Here is a 13,889-nt window from a genome sequence, read left to right on the forward strand (position 1 = left end):
AAAGCGCTTGGAAACGGTGTCGATGACGACGATGTTCTCCGGCGCTTCCTCGGCAAAGGAGCCGAAGGACTGCAGCGGCTCGCCGCCGTAGACGAACTCGCGGTACGCCTCATCGCCGACGAGGAACAGATCGTGCTTCTTGGCGAGGTCAACGAGCATCTTCATCTCGTCGTCCGTCAGCACCACGCCGGTGGGATTGCCGGGGTTCGTGACCATGATGGCGCGGGTGTGGGCATTGATGAGCGGCTCGATCTTCGCGCGCTCGGCGTAGTGATAGCCCTCCTCGGGGCAGGTCGGGATGGGGGTGATGGACGCGCCGCAGGTGCGCACCATCGTGTTATAGTTGGGGTAGAACGGCTCGGGGATGAGGATCTCGTCGCCGTCGTCGAGGATGCACTGGAGTGTGATGGCAAGCGCCTCACTGCCGCCGGTGGTGATGTAGATCTCGCTCTTATCGAAGTGCATATCGAGCTTATCGTAGTAGCCCTTGATGGCGTCGATCAGCTCGGGGATACCGGGGGAGGGAGCGTACTCGAGCACGGGCTGCTCAAACTTGCGGATGGCTTCAAAAAAGGCGGGAGGGGTCTGCACGTCGGGCTGGCCGATGTTCAGGTGATAGACCTTGATGCCGCGCGCCTTGGCCGCCACCGCATAGGGGTGGAACTTACGCATCGGGGACTGGCCGCATTTTTCGACCTTGCTGGAAAACTTCATTGTCTTATGATCCTTTCTTTATTTTAATCTTGTGTTCCTATGCCCTCTTAGCCCATCGGAAGTGCAAGGCTTTGGAGCCTTGGGGAACACAAAACGAATGCTGCCTTTTTTATCTGTTTTTACCTATTACTACTCATTGTTCTCCTCCGGCAGCAAGAGGTTGCGCTCCACATAGTTATCACTAAGGCAATATCGGTGCGGGATGTGACTGTTTGCGGTACAAAGCATCTCATACAAGATGGTGCTGCACCGCTTCGCGCCCACCCAACCGCTCGTCGCCATAAAGCAGAGCAGTTTAATGACAAGTTTGCAAGATTGTGGAACAGCCCTGCACACATTGTGCAGGGCTGCTTCACAGAAGGAAGCTATAAAAGACTACGATATGCTATGTAATTATGTGTTGCTTTCATCGGTCAGAGGATATGTGCGCTTACTGGGGATCTGACCGGTCTTCCAAACGAACTTGCCAGTAAAGCCATAGATAATCGCAATAATGGGGCACAGCCAGCAGAAGAAAGCATACGGCAGATACTCCAGTGTGCTCGTGCCAAGCGTACCAGCCATATAGGCGCCGCAAAGGCTCCACGGAATGAGGGGAGAGATGATCGTGCCGCTATCCTCCAACGTTCTGGAAAGCACCTGCGGAAGGAGGTTCTTCTTCTTGAACTCGGTGATGTACATACGTCCGCCAACCACGATGGCGAGCGTTTGACTGGCCGTAGCAGCCAGCAGGATCGTGCAGGTAACGATAGTGGTCGCAATGAGTCCGCCCGTAGTCTTTACCAAGGGATTCATCTTTTCAAGGAACGACGCGAGCAGACCGGTGCGCTCCATAATCGCGCCGTAGAGCATTCCGAGAATGCCGAGGGCTGCCGTCCAAAGCATGCTCTGCAGTCCGCCGCGGTTCATCAGCTTGTCGAACTCAGGAAGGCCGGAGTCGATGTAAACGCCGCTGTCCAGAATACCGAGGATGGAGCTCAGTGATTCGCCTTGGAAAACGATGGCAAGAATGATCGCAGTAAGCGCAGACACCAGCAGAGTCGGAATAGAAGGCGCCTTTTTGATTGCCATAACGATGACGACGGCCGCGGGAAGCAGCAGGAGGACGTTCATGCGATAGGTCTGCTCGATCGCTTGCAGCGTAGAGGTGACCAGCTCAGAGTTGACGCTGTCAGCAGAGTAGCGCAGTCCGAGGATCGCGTAAATGACAAGGCTGATCACAAAGGCAGGACCAGTCGTGTACATCATGGATCGAATGTGGTCGAAAAGGTCTCCTTCGGCAACCGCCGGAGCAAGGTTGGTCGTGTCAGACATGGGCGACATTTTGTCACCAAGATATGCGCCGGAAACGATCGCGCCAGCCGTCATCGCAGGATTCACGCCGAGACCCGCGCCAATACCGACAAGAGCGATACCAACGGTTCCAGCGACAGACCACGAGCTGCCGATTGCAACACAGACGATGGCACAAATCAAGCAGGCAGTGACCAAGAAGAACTTCGGATTGATAATGGTCAATCCCCAGTGAATGATCATCGGAACCGTGCCACACGCAATCCATGCAGCGATCATCACGCCGACGAGCATCATGATAATGGTCGGCTGAATTTCCGACTCATGCGCCTTCGCAAATTCGGGGCTGACCGTCACCAGCGTGTCCACAAATTTTACACTGTCTTTTCGCACACGGCACCCCGCCATTTGGAGGCGGTGCCAGATCTCCTGCTCATAGCTCCAGTGCGGTGTAACTAAGTGGTAGTTCTGCACGGTGAGGCTTTTGTCAATGTCCGGATTGCTGGCGTAAATCTCTTTTGTCCTCTCGTGGTGGGCGCTCAGCGCCTTGGACGCGCCTCCCTTGTGCTTGGCAAATCGTAAAATGGCATACGCCATTGCTATACCTCCTTTGTCGTATTTTGGAGACGAGGGAGCGGAGAATACCCACCACGACTTTCTGAAAAAGTGCGCCCGTGAGGTGTCGATACCGACACCTCACGTTCTTCTTTTTCGGTCCGGTCAAAATCACGGACTGGCTGCGGCCAGTCCGTGATTTCTCCCGTCCCCCGTCGTGATGGGTATAACACACTAGACTTTGTTCCAAAGTCCGTGTGCCAGCCGTTCCCTCTGGACTCCCTCAAGCGGTCATTTCCCGCTGCCTCACGGCACGGAAAATGGCCTTATCCGTGTACGGTATGTCCGATAATGTACGGTATTTTGAGGGGATACCCCCACTCCCATTTTTACCGTACATACCGTACATTACCGTACACCGTCCCACCGCAGCGAAAGGCTCTTGCCCTCTCTCGTGCGGTGGGCAACATAGCGAATGTCGTATTTCCGCAGCAGTGTATCCTGCTGCGCGTTCAGCGTCCGCACGATCCAGTTGGGCGTGAAGCTCCGGCTGCTGTCCATCTCAAAGAGACATTGCGCAAGCTCCGTCGCCGTGCCGTTCCACGACGGGTTTCCTTCGTTTACCAGCCGGGAAAGAAATTCGAGCAGCGGGCATGGAGGCTCTCTGTAAGGTTCTGTTTCCGCCTCAAGCAGTTCCCAGCACAGATGCGCAGCAGCAAACCGGAGATGCAGTCGGAGCTGTGGCTGGTCACGCCCGACCGCCTCCAAAACAGCGTCCGAGGCTGTGCGCTTATCTTTATGTAGGAGCAGCGTGCCGTCTGCCGCGCCCATCAAGCCATTGGTGCCGGAGATGGTGTTGAACACATCTTCCGCGCCCTCCTTGCGCGTGTGATGAACGACCAGCACGGTGACGCCATAGGTGTCGGAGAACTCCTTCAGCCTTGCCAGCGTGTCATAATCGGCGGCATAGCTGCCGTTGTCCGGTGTCCGGCCTCGCACCCGCTGCAGGGTGTCGATGATAACAAGCACCGTGTCCGCGTGCTCTCCCCAAAAGTCGGTTAGGTGCTCAAGCAATCCTTCGTCCAGCGTTTCAGAGAAAACGGAGAGGATCAGGTGCTCGCTGTCCTGCTCCGTCATCTGCGCTAGACGCTTCTGCAATCGCTCGTAGGTATCTTCTAAGGCAAGATACAAAACCGTACCTTGCCGGGAAGAAAAGCCGAGGAAGGGCGCTCCCATGCTCACCTGATAGGCCATCTGCAAGACGAGAAAGGACTTGCCGATCTTCGGTGCGCCGGCGAGAAGGTAAGTCCCCGCCGGCAACAGTCCGTCGATGACCGCCGGACGGACACGAAAGCGTGTCTCCATCAGCTCCGGCATGGTCATGGCCTGAATTTTCCCAAACCGCTTGTGTGGTTCTTTAAAAGCTGTTATACTGTCCGTGCGTGCAAGCGCGGACGGCTGCTCCCCATCTGGTGCAACAGATGGAATCGGGGCAGTCGTTTCTTTTTCAGTTGCCATTCCCACCTCCCGTGTTCTGCTCGATCCAGTCGATGAGCTTGTCTTTTGGCACAAGCAGCCGCTTACCGATGCGCAGCGTGGGAAAAGTCCCTGTGTTGAGGAGCTGATACGCTCCTGCACGGGAAATCCCCAACGCTGCTGCGAGCTGATTGGCGTTCAGCACTGCGGGCAGATTTTCGTAGTTGTTGTTCATGTAAGACCTCCTTCAAAAATTGTTCTTGACATAATGGACTTTTTGATATATATTAGTTTCGCTAAGTCGCCCGTTGACTGAAGTATATCCATTGATATGCTGTTTGTCAATAGAATTTTTATAAAATCATTTCATCAGTCTATTAGGAGGCTCGCCATGCTGTCAGGGAAAAGCTATCCGCATCCCCGTCAAGAAATATGGGTAGGTGCGTACACAGATAAGAAATCAGAATATTTCGAGCTGCGTACCGTAAACGAGACAAGCAATGATTCCTATTCTCCGCTCTGGCACAAATACGCGCCGCTTGGCTCCGCAATCGCTGACTTCCTCTATGATGATTTGAAGCACTTTGAGAGCGATCTAAACGCGGTAAAGATACGCGTGGACGCAATCAATGCAGGGCAGGAGCGCGAGCAGTCCTTGCGAGGGCTATTTGACCTTGCCAAGCTCTGGCTCAGCGATAACCCGCTCTATGCGCCTATGGCCGCAGCCGTGGAACGGCTGGAAGTAGAAGCTGAGAAGGGCAATACTCTGAACACGGACGAGATTGAGCGCATGATGAAGGAATACCGCGCATGGCAGCCCAAGCTGAAGGCCATTGCCCATTGTGTGCTGGAAACAGAGGACAATGGGGATAGGGATATGCGGGAAAAGTATCTGGCAGAACGCGCCAAGGATAAAGCTCGCTTTCCTATTCTCTCGTATGGCCAGCTGCATTTGGAGGCCGTCTATTCCGGCGGCAATGTACCGTATCCCTACGATGATCTCTTAAACTTCGGACAATTCTCCGAGCCGACAGCAATTACAGCGGAAGTGTTGAACACAGAGGGCGTGAGCGACCTGATCTGTTTCCTGCTCTGTCGCTATCTGGAGGCAAATCTTCGCTTCCACGCCTGCAAATTCTGCGGCAAGCTGTTCGGCGTCGTGGGAAATTACAAACAGGAATACTGCTCCCGCGTGATCCCCGGCTCGGAGAAGACTTGCAAGGAGATGGGCTCCGTCCGCCTGTATGAGAAAAAGATCTTCAGCGAGCCTGCCATCAAGGAGTATAAGCGCTCCTACAAGGCGCACAACGCCCGTATCCGCTACGGTCTGATGACACGCGAGGAATTTGACAAATGGGCGGCAGAGGCGCGGGAAAAGCGCGACACCTGCGTGGCAGGAAAGCTGTCCCTTGAGGACTTTGTGGCGTGGCTCGACAGAGACAAGCAGCGATAAAACAACGGACTGACTGGCCGTTTTATGATTTCAGAAGAAAAGGAGGAAACATTGGCAACACGAAAGGCAAAAGGAGCCAAGGGCGGCGGCACGATCCGTCAGCGTCCTGATGGACTTTGGGAAGCTCGCTATACCCTCGGTATCAACCCCGGAACGGGAAAGCAAATTCAAAAATCGGTCTACGGCAAGACGCAGAAGGAGGTCAGGCAAAAGCTCACCGCGATCACAGCAGAGATCGACAACGGATCCTATCAGGAGCCATGCAAAATGACTGTGAATGAATGGCTCGATATATGGTTGGCAGATTATCAAATTGGTGTCAAGGATTCTACGGCGTACCTCTACGAGCGACAGGCCAAGCTGTATCTGCGGCCTGCGCTCGGCAATATCCCGCTTGAAAGTCTGAAGGCGCACACAATCCAGCACCTTTATAACTCTCTTTCGCAGGAGCATGACGGGCAGCCTGCGCTAAACGCCAAAACCATCAAGAACATTCATGGCGTACTGCATAAGGCGCTCCAACAGGCGGTCCTTCTGAACTACATCCGCTATAATCCCACGACCGCGTGTGTTCTGCCCAAAATTATCAAAAAGGAGATCCATCCGCTGACCGATCAACAGGCCGCTCAGCTTTTGAATCTCCTAAAAGGCAGCAGATATGAAATTCCCCTCACCGTTGACCTCTTCACCGGCTTGCGCGAAGGCGAGCTGCTCGGATTGATGTGGGATTGCGTGGATTTTGAAAAGGGTACGCTTCTCATTAACAAACAACTCCGCAGAAGCCAGCGGAAGGGCGGAACATATTATTTCTCCCCGCCAAAAAACAACAAGAGCCGTACCATCACGCCCGCACCGTATGTGATGAAGCTACTGCAAACTCAGAAAGTGCAGCAAGCCACACAGAGATTGCTGGCAGGCCCAGCATGGGAGGACAGCGGCTTGGTGTTCACCAATGAGTTTGGACGCTATGTTTCCTACCGTGCAATCTTCGACAGCTTCAAGCGTATCGTGAAACGCATCGGCCTTCCCGACGCAAGGATACACGATCTTCGTCATACCTACGCCGTGAACTGCATCCGTGCCGGTGACGATATCAAAACTGTGCAAAGCAATCTCGGTCACGCGACCGCCGCTTTCACCCTTGATGTCTACGGTCATTTTACAGACGATATGCGCTCGGTCAGCGCACAGCGTATGGAAGGCTTCATTACAAATGTTCTCAATTTATAAAGGGTACGATAAAGGGTAAAAGGCGTTTCAGGGCAGCAAAAAAGCCTTGAAACTACTGAGTTTCAAGGCTTTTTATCTGGTGCGCGGTACAGGACTCGAACCTGTGACCCCATGCACGTCAAGCATGTGCTCTACCAGCTGAGCTAACCGCGCGAACCGAACGTGACTATATTACCGCACTGCTGTTCATTTGTCAACACTTTTTTCGCGGAGCAGACAATTTTTTATCTCCGGCGCTGTTCCTTCCTCCGCAGGGGAGACTATTCATAGCATACGACGGCAAAAACAAATTGTAAAGATGGGAAAATAGCAGAAATTTGCGCCGCATTTTCTGCTATTTTTCTTTTTGCGCTTTCCTTGTCAAGCCGTGCGGGCTCGGGTATAATAAGTTGAATTTTGTGTAAAGAGGTATACTTTCGATGGGGAAGCTCGGTTTTGACAACGACAAATATCTATCCATGCAGTCCGAACACATCCGCGAGCGCATCTCGCTGTTCGGCGGCAAGCTGTATCTGGAGTTCGGCGGCAAGCTCTTCGACGACTACCACGCCTCGCGCGTGCTGCCCGGCTTTCAGCCCGACAGCAAGATCCGTATGCTCCAGCAGCTACGCGACGATGTGGAGATCGTGATCGCGGTCTGCGCGAACGACATTGAAAAGAACAAGCTGCGCGGCGACCTCGGCATCAGCTACGACGACGACTGCCTGCGCCTGGTGGACGCCTTCCGCGCGCTTGGGCTGTACGTCGGCAGCATCGTGGTGACGCAATATGCCGGTCAAAGCTCCGCGGACACCTTTTTGAGGCGGCTCGACACGCTGGGCGTGAAGCACTACTGCCACTATCCCATCGCCGGCTATCCCTCCGATGTGGCGCATATCGTCAGCGACGAGGGCTTCGGCAAAAACGACTACATCGAGACCACCCATTCCCTTGTCGTCGTGACCGCGCCCGGCCCGGGCAGCGGCAAAATGGCGACCTGTCTGAGCCAGCTCTATCACGAGCACAAGCACGGCGTCGCCGCGGGCTACGCCAAGTTTGAGACCTTCCCCATCTGGAACCTGCCGCTCAAGCACCCCGTCAACCTCGCCTACGAGGCGGCGACCGCCGACCTCAACGATGTGAACATGATCGACCCGTTCCACCTCGAGGCCTACGGCAAAACGACCGTCAACTACAACCGCGACGTGGAGATCTTCCCCGTGCTGCGCGCGATGTTTGAGAAGATTCAGGGCAAGTGCCCCTATCAGTCCCCCACCGACATGGGCGTGAACATGGCGGGCAACTGCATCATCGACGACGAGGTCTGCCGCGAGGCGTCCCGTCTGGAGATCCTGCGCCGCTACTACACCGCGCAGGTCTCCTTCGTGCGCGGCGAGGCCGACGAATGTCAGCTGCGCAAGCTGGAGCTTGTGATGCAGCAGGCCGGCGTCACGCCGGATATCTGCCCCGCCGTCGCCGCCTCGCTGCAAAAGGCCGAGGAGACCGGCAAGCCCGCCGGCGCGATGGTCCTGCCCGACGGCCGAGTGGTCACCGGCAAGACGAGCTCGCTGCTGGGAGCCTCCGCCTCCCTGCTGCTCAACGCGCTCAAGGCGCAGGGAGGTGTGAGCGACAAGCTCGACCTTATTTCCGCGCAGGTCATTGAGCCGATCTCAAAGCTCAAGATCGAAAGCCTCGGGCACCACAACCCGCGCCTGCACTCGGACGAGGTGCTTATCGCGCTGTGCATCTCGGCGCTGACGAATCCCATCGCCCAGCTCGCGCAGGAGCAGCTTGGCAGTCTGCGCGGCTGCGACGCGCACTTCTCCGTCATCATCTCGGAGGAGGACATCAAGCTTTACAAGCGGCTCGGCATCCATGTGACCTGCGAGCCGAGGTACGAGGTCAAAAAGCTGTACCATAAGTAACGCTGCGAAAAGGGGGAGCATATCCCTCTTTTCGTCACCCCAAAACCGAATCGACAAGGAGCCAATATCCATGACCATCATCGAACAGCTCGCACGCGAGCTGAACCGTCCCGCCGAGCACATTGAAAATGTCGTCAGACTGCTCGACGAGGGCAACACCATCCCGTTCATCGCCCGCTACCGCAAGGAGCTGCACGGTTCGATGGACGACACCGCCCTGCGCACGCTCGAGGAGCGTCTTGCCTATCTGCGTAATCTCACCGAACGCAAGGAGAGCGTTAAGGCGAGCATCGCCGAGCAGGAGAAGCTGACCGACGAGCTTGCCGCCGCCATCGACGCGGCGCAGACGCTCGCTGAGGTCGAGGACCTTTACCGTCCCTACAAGCCCAAGCGCCGTACGCGCGCGACCGTCGCCAAGGAAAAGGGGCTTGAGCCGCTCGCGGCGCTGCTCTTCGCGCAGGAGCGCGACTGCCCCCGACCGGAGGAAGCCGCCGCGGACTATCTCAGCGCGGAAAAGAGCGTGGAGACCGTTGCAGATGCCCTACAGGGCGCAAACGACATTGTGGCCGAGTGGATCAGCGACGACGCCGCCATCCGCCGGTCGCTGCGCGAGCTGCTGGAAAAGCGCGGCACGCTCCGCTCTCTCGCCGCGACGGAGGAGGACAGCGTCTACCGCCTGTACTACGATTTTGAGCAGCCGCTCAGCCGTCTCCAGGGGCACCAGATCCTCGCCATCAACCGCGGCGAGAAGGAGAAACTGCTCAGCGCGACCGTCCTGCTTGACCGCGAGCTGGCGCTGCCGCTGCTGCGCCGCGCGGTCGTGAAGCCGGGCTCCGCCGCGATGGAGTTCGTTAAGGCCGCCGCCGAGGACGCTTACGACCGCCTGATCTACCCCTCGCTTGAGCGCGAGATGCGCACGGCGCTGACGGACAAGGCCAGTGAGGGCGCGATCAAAATGTTCGCTCTCAACCTCAAGCCGCTTTTGATGCAGCCGCCGGTCAAGGGCCATGTGACGATGGGCCTCGACCCCGGCTATGCCCACGGCTGCAAGGTCGCGGTCATTGACGCGACCGGCAAGGTGCTCGACACCACGGTGGTCTACCCCACCTACGGCGAACGGCAGAAGAACGAAGCCATCACGAAGCTCGCGCAGCTCGTCAAAAAGCACGGCGTGGAGCACATCGCCATCGGCAACGGCACGGCGAGCCGCGAGACCGAGCAGATGACCGTCGAGCTCATTCACAAGGTCGGCGGAGGCCTCAGCTACATGATCGTGAGCGAGGCAGGTGCATCGGTCTACTCCGCAAGCAAGCTCGCCGCGGAGGAATTTCCGCAGTTCGACGTCAACCTCCGCTCCGCCGTGTCCATCGCCAGAAGATTGCAGGACCCGCTGGCGGAGCTGGTGAAGATCGACCCCAAGGCCATCGGCGTGGGGCAGTATCAGCACGATATGCCGCAAAAGGAGCTGGATGCGAGCCTGAACGCCGTGGTCGAGGACTGCGTCAATGCCGTCGGCGTGGACCTCAACACCGCCTCCCCCTCGCTGCTCACGCGCGTGGCGGGGCTCAACGGGACCATCGCCAAGAACATCGTCGCCTTCCGCGAGGAGAACGGCGTGTTCACCACGCGCCGTCAGCTTCTGAAGGTCGCCAAGCTCGGCCCCAAGGCCTTCGAGCAATGCGCAGGCTTCCTGCGCGTGCCGGAGAGCAAAAACGTGCTCGACAACACCGGAGTCCACCCCGAAAGCTACAATGCCGCCAAGGGACTGCTCGAGCTGCTGGGCGCGACGCCGAAGGACGCGCGCGACCTGCCCGCAAGGCTCAATGCCTACGGCGCGGAAAAGGCCGCCGTGGCGCTCGGCGTCGGCGTGCCGACGCTGCGCGATATTGCAAAAGAGCTTTCAAAGCCCGGGCGCGACCCGCGCGACGAGCTGCCCGCGCCCATCCTGCGCACGGATGTGCTGGACATCAAGGACTTAAAGCCCGGCATGGTGCTCACCGGCACGGTGCGCAACGTCATCGACTTCGGCGTGTTCGTGGATATCGGCGTGCATCAGGACGGTCTGGTCCACATTTCGCAGGTGTGCAATAAGTTCATCAAGCACCCGAGCGAGGCCGTCGCCGTCGGCGACGTGGTGAAGGTCGTGGTGCTCGACGTGGACGAAAAGAAGCACCGTATTTCTCTCTCCATGAAGCAGGTCCCTAAGGAATAAGGAAAGCGCGCGGCACGGCCGCGCGCTTCTTTTATTCCTGCTCCGACTCGTCCTTTCCGATCGCCATGTCCTTCCACTGCTCGGGCAGGGCGTGGGAGATGAGCGGAAAGACATTCTCCGTGTCCGCCGTCGGCTGAATGTTGTAGGTGCCGTACTTGTTCACCAGGTCGGCACAGCTCTCCGGCTGACCGAACACCGGGTCGGCAAACGGCGCGTCGGGAAAAGGATCGTGCCTGCGCTCCTTCTTTTCCTTGCTCATAAAAAAGATCACCTCCGGACTATCTTGCCCGCAGGTGATCCCTTTTATGCTTTATCCGTGCAGCGTCGGCGGGTACACGCCCGCGTCATGCAGCGCCTTGAGCGCCGCGGCGACCGCGTCCTTATCCTCGTGATAGGTCATGCCGAACCATTTCGCGTCGGAGTGCAGCACGCTGACGCGCAGCTCGCCCTTTTCGATCAGCTCGCCGACCATGCTCGGCAGCAGGCATTCCTTCTTGAGCTCGCCCGCCGGGAGCGCGTGGAGAAAGGCGTTGAAATACTCCTCCAGCTTCGTGAAGATCCACGGCGTGAAGCCCCAGAAATTCATGGACACCGGCGTATCGGGCGCGTAGACGTCGCCCTCCGGATTTTTGTCCACGTCGCGGATGGTACCGTCGGGAAATACTGTGAGCTTGAAGGTCTCCACAACGCGGTCGAGCTTCCCGTCCGTCACATGGCACACGCCGCGCGTCACGCTGCCGTGCTCGCTGACAGTCTTATCCAGGCGGTAGCCGACCATGGTCGCCTCGCCCTCGGCCTTGAGCCTCCCAAGCTCCTCGTAGATCACGCGGAAGGCGTCCACACCGTAGTAATCGTCGGCGTTGATGACGATAAACGGCTCGCTGACGCAGCTCCGCGCACAGAGCACGGCGTGCCCCGTGCCGAAGGGCTTGGTGCGCTCCGCCGGAATGGAATAGAACGCCGGCACGCTGGAAAAGTCCTGATAGGCATAGCAGACCTCGACCGGAGAGCCGTCCGCCGCCGTCATGCCGGCGACACGCCTGCCGCAGAGCGTCTCCACCAGCTCACGCATTTCGGGCTTGATGATGAACACCACCTTGGTAAAGCCCGCGCGGATCGCGTCGTAGATGGAGTATTCCATCAAAATTTCACCGTCGGGACCGATGCCGTCCACCTGCTTGCTGCCGCCGTAGCGCGAGCCCATGCCCGCCGCCATAATGACCAGTGCCGCCTTCATCGCCGTTCCTCCTCGTGCGCTGTAATTTTCTTTATCATAACCCATTTGCCCTCGGTTTTCAACTTCTTTTCCGTCGAAGCCTTGTTTTTTGGCGGCGAACTGCTATACTGTCTGCGTAAATAAAATTTTTTGAGGTACATATCTATGGAAACCTTTCTTCACGCCGTTGCATCCGTCACCATTATCCTGCTGCTGACGGCGACCGGCTACTTCTGCGCGGTCAAGGGCTGGATGACCGCGGAGGTCAAGACCTTTATCAGCCGCTATCTGATGACGGTCGGCATCCCGTTCATGCTGGTTTACGGGATGCAGAAGAATCTCACGCGCGCGGACGTGCTCGCCGCGCCGCGTCTGCTGCTCGTTCCGCTGCTCATCATTCCGCTCTGCGTCGTGCTGAGCTTTTTTGTCGGGCGCATGATGAGGCTGCCGCATCGCCAGCTCGGCGTTTTTGTGATGATGGCAGCCATGGGCAACACCATCTTCATCGGCCTTGCCATGTGTGTTGAGCTGTTCGGCGATGTGGCAACGCCCTACATCATGCTCTACTATTTGGTCAGCAGCTGCTTTACGCAGCTCGTCGGCATCCCGTTGGTGCGCTGGTCGGGCGAGGCGGGCGGCTTTTCCATGCAAATGGTGTGGAAATTCCTGCGCGCGCCGACGGTCATTTCCGTCTTTCTCAGTCTCCTGCTGGTCGGACTGGACATTCATCTCCCGAGCCTTGTGATGAGCTACGCGAAATACATCAACAATACCGTCACGCCTCTGGCATTGCTGCTGACGGGCTGCATCATCCACGAGATCGGGCTGCGCAGCCTGCGCCTGACACCCACGCTCGGCGTGATGATGGTCTTCCGCTTTGTCATCTCTCCGGCGCTGGGCGCAGCCCTCTGCGCGCTGCTCGGCATCGGCGGGCTGGTGCGCAGCGTATACGTCGTGGAGTTGGCCATGCCGGTCGTGACGCAGACGGTCGTCGCCGCGGCGGAATACGGCGCGGACGAGCAGCTGGCCGCGCAGGGCGCGGCGATCTCCACCCTTGCCTGCTTCGTGGTGACGCCGGTGCTGATGCTGCTGCTGTAAGGGCGGAGAGAAAAAGGGTGCCGAAAACCGGAAGCTTCCGGTTTTCGGCACCCTTGCGTTTTGCTTTACCGCGTGAGCAGGAATACGCCGAGGCAGACCGCCGCGACGCCGAGGAGCTTTTGTGCCGTGACGCGCTCGTGCAACAGCGCGGCGGAGAGGGCGAGCGACCACACATAGGTCAGCGAGGTGAGCGGATAGACCACGGAGTAATCGTGGCCGCGCAGAAGCAGGATATTCAGCGCCGCGCCGGCGAGGTAGCAGCATCCGCCCAGCCAGAGCCGCGGCGAGGTAAGGAGCGAGCGCAGACCGCTCACATTCGCCGCGCCGCGCTTGAAAAAGAGCGCGCCGAGCGAGCCGCAGAGCGTCATGAGCGCAACGGAGAGCACAAGGTTCATCGTCCGCCCTCCCCGCTGCGCGCGAGCAGCACCAGTCCCGCGACGATGACGGCCACACCGATGAGCTTTGTCGACGAGAGCGGCTCATTCAGAAGTACGCTTCCGAGCAGCAACGAGAGCACATAGCCCGCGCCGAGCATCGGGTGGAGCACGGAAAGCTCTCCGCAGCGCAGGGCGAAGATCATGGTCAGCGCGCCCGCGCCGTAGAGCGCAAAGCCGCCGAGCAGGAGCGGCAGCGAGCCGTCCGCCGAGAGCTTCCACAAAAGCTGGCCTACGCAGGTCATCAGCGACGAGGTCAGCATCAGCGCGACGCCGCGCGCGAGATTTTTTTCTCCCGCCATCG

At 58.1% G+C, this 13,889-nt stretch carries 13 protein-coding genes and 1 tRNA gene; 5 read left to right on the top strand and 9 right to left on the bottom strand.

Annotated features, from left to right (window positions below; all coding sequences use genetic code 11):
- From KQI17_RS10300 to KQI17_RS10315, 4 genes are all read right to left on the bottom strand, one after another.
- The coding region (locus KQI17_RS10300) for an aminotransferase class I/II-fold pyridoxal phosphate-dependent enzyme (RefSeq protein ID WP_216496122.1) at positions 1–714 on the bottom strand (714 nt) is incomplete at its 3' end.
- 393 nt (positions 715–1,107) lie between these two features.
- Positions 1,108–2,604 carry a Na+/H+ antiporter NhaC gene (gene nhaC, locus KQI17_RS10305; RefSeq protein ID WP_216496124.1) on the bottom strand — a complete coding sequence of 499 codons (1,497 nt, stop codon included), beginning with the start codon at positions 2,602–2,604 and terminating at the stop codon, positions 1,108–1,110.
- A 366-nt stretch (positions 2,605–2,970) separates the two neighbouring features.
- Complete coding sequence (locus KQI17_RS10310; protein WP_216496126.1) at positions 2,971–4,080, bottom strand: AAA family ATPase; 1,110 nt, start codon at positions 4,078–4,080, stop codon at positions 2,971–2,973.
- Positions 4,070–4,273: a helix-turn-helix domain-containing protein gene (locus KQI17_RS10315; RefSeq protein WP_216494525.1), complete on the bottom strand. Its 204-nt coding sequence runs from the start codon at positions 4,271–4,273 to the stop codon at positions 4,070–4,072. Before KQI17_RS10315 ends, KQI17_RS10310 begins: the two co-directional genes overlap by 11 nt.
- A gap of 381 nt (positions 4,274–4,654) precedes the next feature.
- Between KQI17_RS10315 and KQI17_RS10320 the strand changes: the two genes are divergently transcribed.
- Both KQI17_RS10320 and KQI17_RS10325 read left to right on the top strand, forming a co-directional pair.
- Positions 4,655–5,491, top strand: coding sequence for a DUF6076 domain-containing protein (locus KQI17_RS10320; RefSeq protein WP_216496128.1), 837 nt, complete (start codon positions 4,655–4,657; stop codon positions 5,489–5,491).
- 51 nt (positions 5,492–5,542) lie between these two features.
- Entirely contained in the window at positions 5,543–6,721 is a 1,179-nt protein-coding gene (locus KQI17_RS10325; RefSeq protein ID WP_253285782.1) for a tyrosine-type recombinase/integrase, read from the top strand.
- A 77-nt stretch (positions 6,722–6,798) separates the two neighbouring features.
- On the opposite strand, the gene KQI17_RS10330 is transcribed toward KQI17_RS10325, so the two are convergent.
- Positions 6,799–6,874 (bottom strand) — tRNA-Val (locus tag KQI17_RS10330).
- Between the two features lie 266 nt (positions 6,875–7,140).
- Here KQI17_RS10330 and KQI17_RS10335 point away from each other — a divergent pair.
- Together KQI17_RS10335 and KQI17_RS10340 are read left to right on the top strand one after the other, a co-directional pair.
- On the top strand, positions 7,141–8,625 hold the full coding sequence (locus KQI17_RS10335; protein ID WP_216496131.1) for a DUF1846 domain-containing protein: 1,485 nt from the start codon (positions 7,141–7,143) through the stop codon (positions 8,623–8,625).
- A 70-nt stretch (positions 8,626–8,695) separates the two neighbouring features.
- Positions 8,696–10,837, top strand: coding sequence for a Tex family protein (locus KQI17_RS10340; RefSeq protein WP_216496132.1), 2,142 nt, complete (start codon positions 8,696–8,698; stop codon positions 10,835–10,837).
- Between the two features lie 31 nt (positions 10,838–10,868).
- On the opposite strand, the gene KQI17_RS10345 is transcribed toward KQI17_RS10340, so the two are convergent.
- Together KQI17_RS10345 and KQI17_RS10350 are read right to left on the bottom strand one after the other, a co-directional pair.
- Positions 10,869–11,096, bottom strand: coding sequence for a hypothetical protein (locus tag KQI17_RS10345; protein WP_216496134.1), 228 nt, complete (start codon positions 11,094–11,096; stop codon positions 10,869–10,871).
- A 51-nt stretch (positions 11,097–11,147) separates the two neighbouring features.
- Complete coding sequence (locus tag KQI17_RS10350) at positions 11,148–12,074, bottom strand: sugar phosphate nucleotidyltransferase (protein ID WP_216496136.1); 927 nt, start codon at positions 12,072–12,074, stop codon at positions 11,148–11,150.
- A 144-nt stretch (positions 12,075–12,218) separates the two neighbouring features.
- Here KQI17_RS10350 and KQI17_RS10355 point away from each other — a divergent pair, with 144 nt between their 5' ends.
- Complete coding sequence (locus KQI17_RS10355) at positions 12,219–13,151, top strand: AEC family transporter (protein WP_216496137.1); 933 nt, start codon at positions 12,219–12,221, stop codon at positions 13,149–13,151.
- A gap of 65 nt (positions 13,152–13,216) precedes the next feature.
- Here KQI17_RS10355 and KQI17_RS10360 read toward each other — a convergent pair whose 3' ends face one another.
- Entirely contained in the window at positions 13,217–13,546 is a 330-nt protein-coding gene (locus KQI17_RS10360; RefSeq protein ID WP_216496139.1) for an EamA family transporter, read from the bottom strand.
- Positions 13,543–13,887: an EamA/RhaT family transporter gene (locus KQI17_RS10365; RefSeq protein ID WP_253285783.1), complete on the bottom strand. Its 345-nt coding sequence runs from the start codon at positions 13,885–13,887 to the stop codon at positions 13,543–13,545. The genes KQI17_RS10360 and KQI17_RS10365 overlap by 4 nt, the downstream gene beginning before the upstream one ends.
- Positions 13,888–13,889 lie beyond the last annotated feature (2 nt).

The sequence above is a fragment of the Oscillibacter sp. MSJ-31 genome, assembly GCF_018918025.1.
In the GTDB taxonomy this organism is placed as follows: Bacteria; Bacillota; Clostridia; order Oscillospirales; family Oscillospiraceae; genus Hominicoprocola.

What these genes read in the sequence shown, in the direction of transcription:
- nhaC (WP_216496124.1), bottom strand. Translation starts at nt 2,604, where the DNA reads ATGGCGTATGCCATTTTACGATTTGCCAAGCACAAGGGAGGCGCGTCC.
- KQI17_RS10310 (WP_216496126.1), bottom strand. Translation starts at nt 4,080, where the DNA reads ATGGCAACTGAAAAAGAAACGACTGCCCCGATTCCATCTGTTGCACCA.
- KQI17_RS10315 (WP_216494525.1), bottom strand. Translation starts at nt 4,273, where the DNA reads ATGAACAACAACTACGAAAATCTGCCCGCAGTGCTGAACGCCAATCAG.
- KQI17_RS10335 (WP_216496131.1), top strand. Translation starts at nt 7,141, where the DNA reads ATGGGGAAGCTCGGTTTTGACAACGACAAATATCTATCCATGCAGTCC.
- KQI17_RS10340 (WP_216496132.1), top strand. Translation starts at nt 8,696, where the DNA reads ATGACCATCATCGAACAGCTCGCACGCGAGCTGAACCGTCCCGCCGAG.
- KQI17_RS10345 (WP_216496134.1), bottom strand. Translation starts at nt 11,096, where the DNA reads ATGAGCAAGGAAAAGAAGGAGCGCAGGCACGATCCTTTTCCCGACGCG.
- KQI17_RS10350 (WP_216496136.1), bottom strand. Translation starts at nt 12,074, where the DNA reads ATGAAGGCGGCACTGGTCATTATGGCGGCGGGCATGGGCTCGCGCTAC.
- KQI17_RS10355 (WP_216496137.1), top strand. Translation starts at nt 12,219, where the DNA reads ATGGAAACCTTTCTTCACGCCGTTGCATCCGTCACCATTATCCTGCTG.
- KQI17_RS10360 (WP_216496139.1), bottom strand. Translation starts at nt 13,546, where the DNA reads ATGAACCTTGTGCTCTCCGTTGCGCTCATGACGCTCTGCGGCTCGCTC.
- KQI17_RS10365 (WP_253285783.1), bottom strand. Translation starts at nt 13,887, where the DNA reads ATGGCGGGAGAAAAAAATCTCGCGCGCGGCGTCGCGCTGATGCTGACC.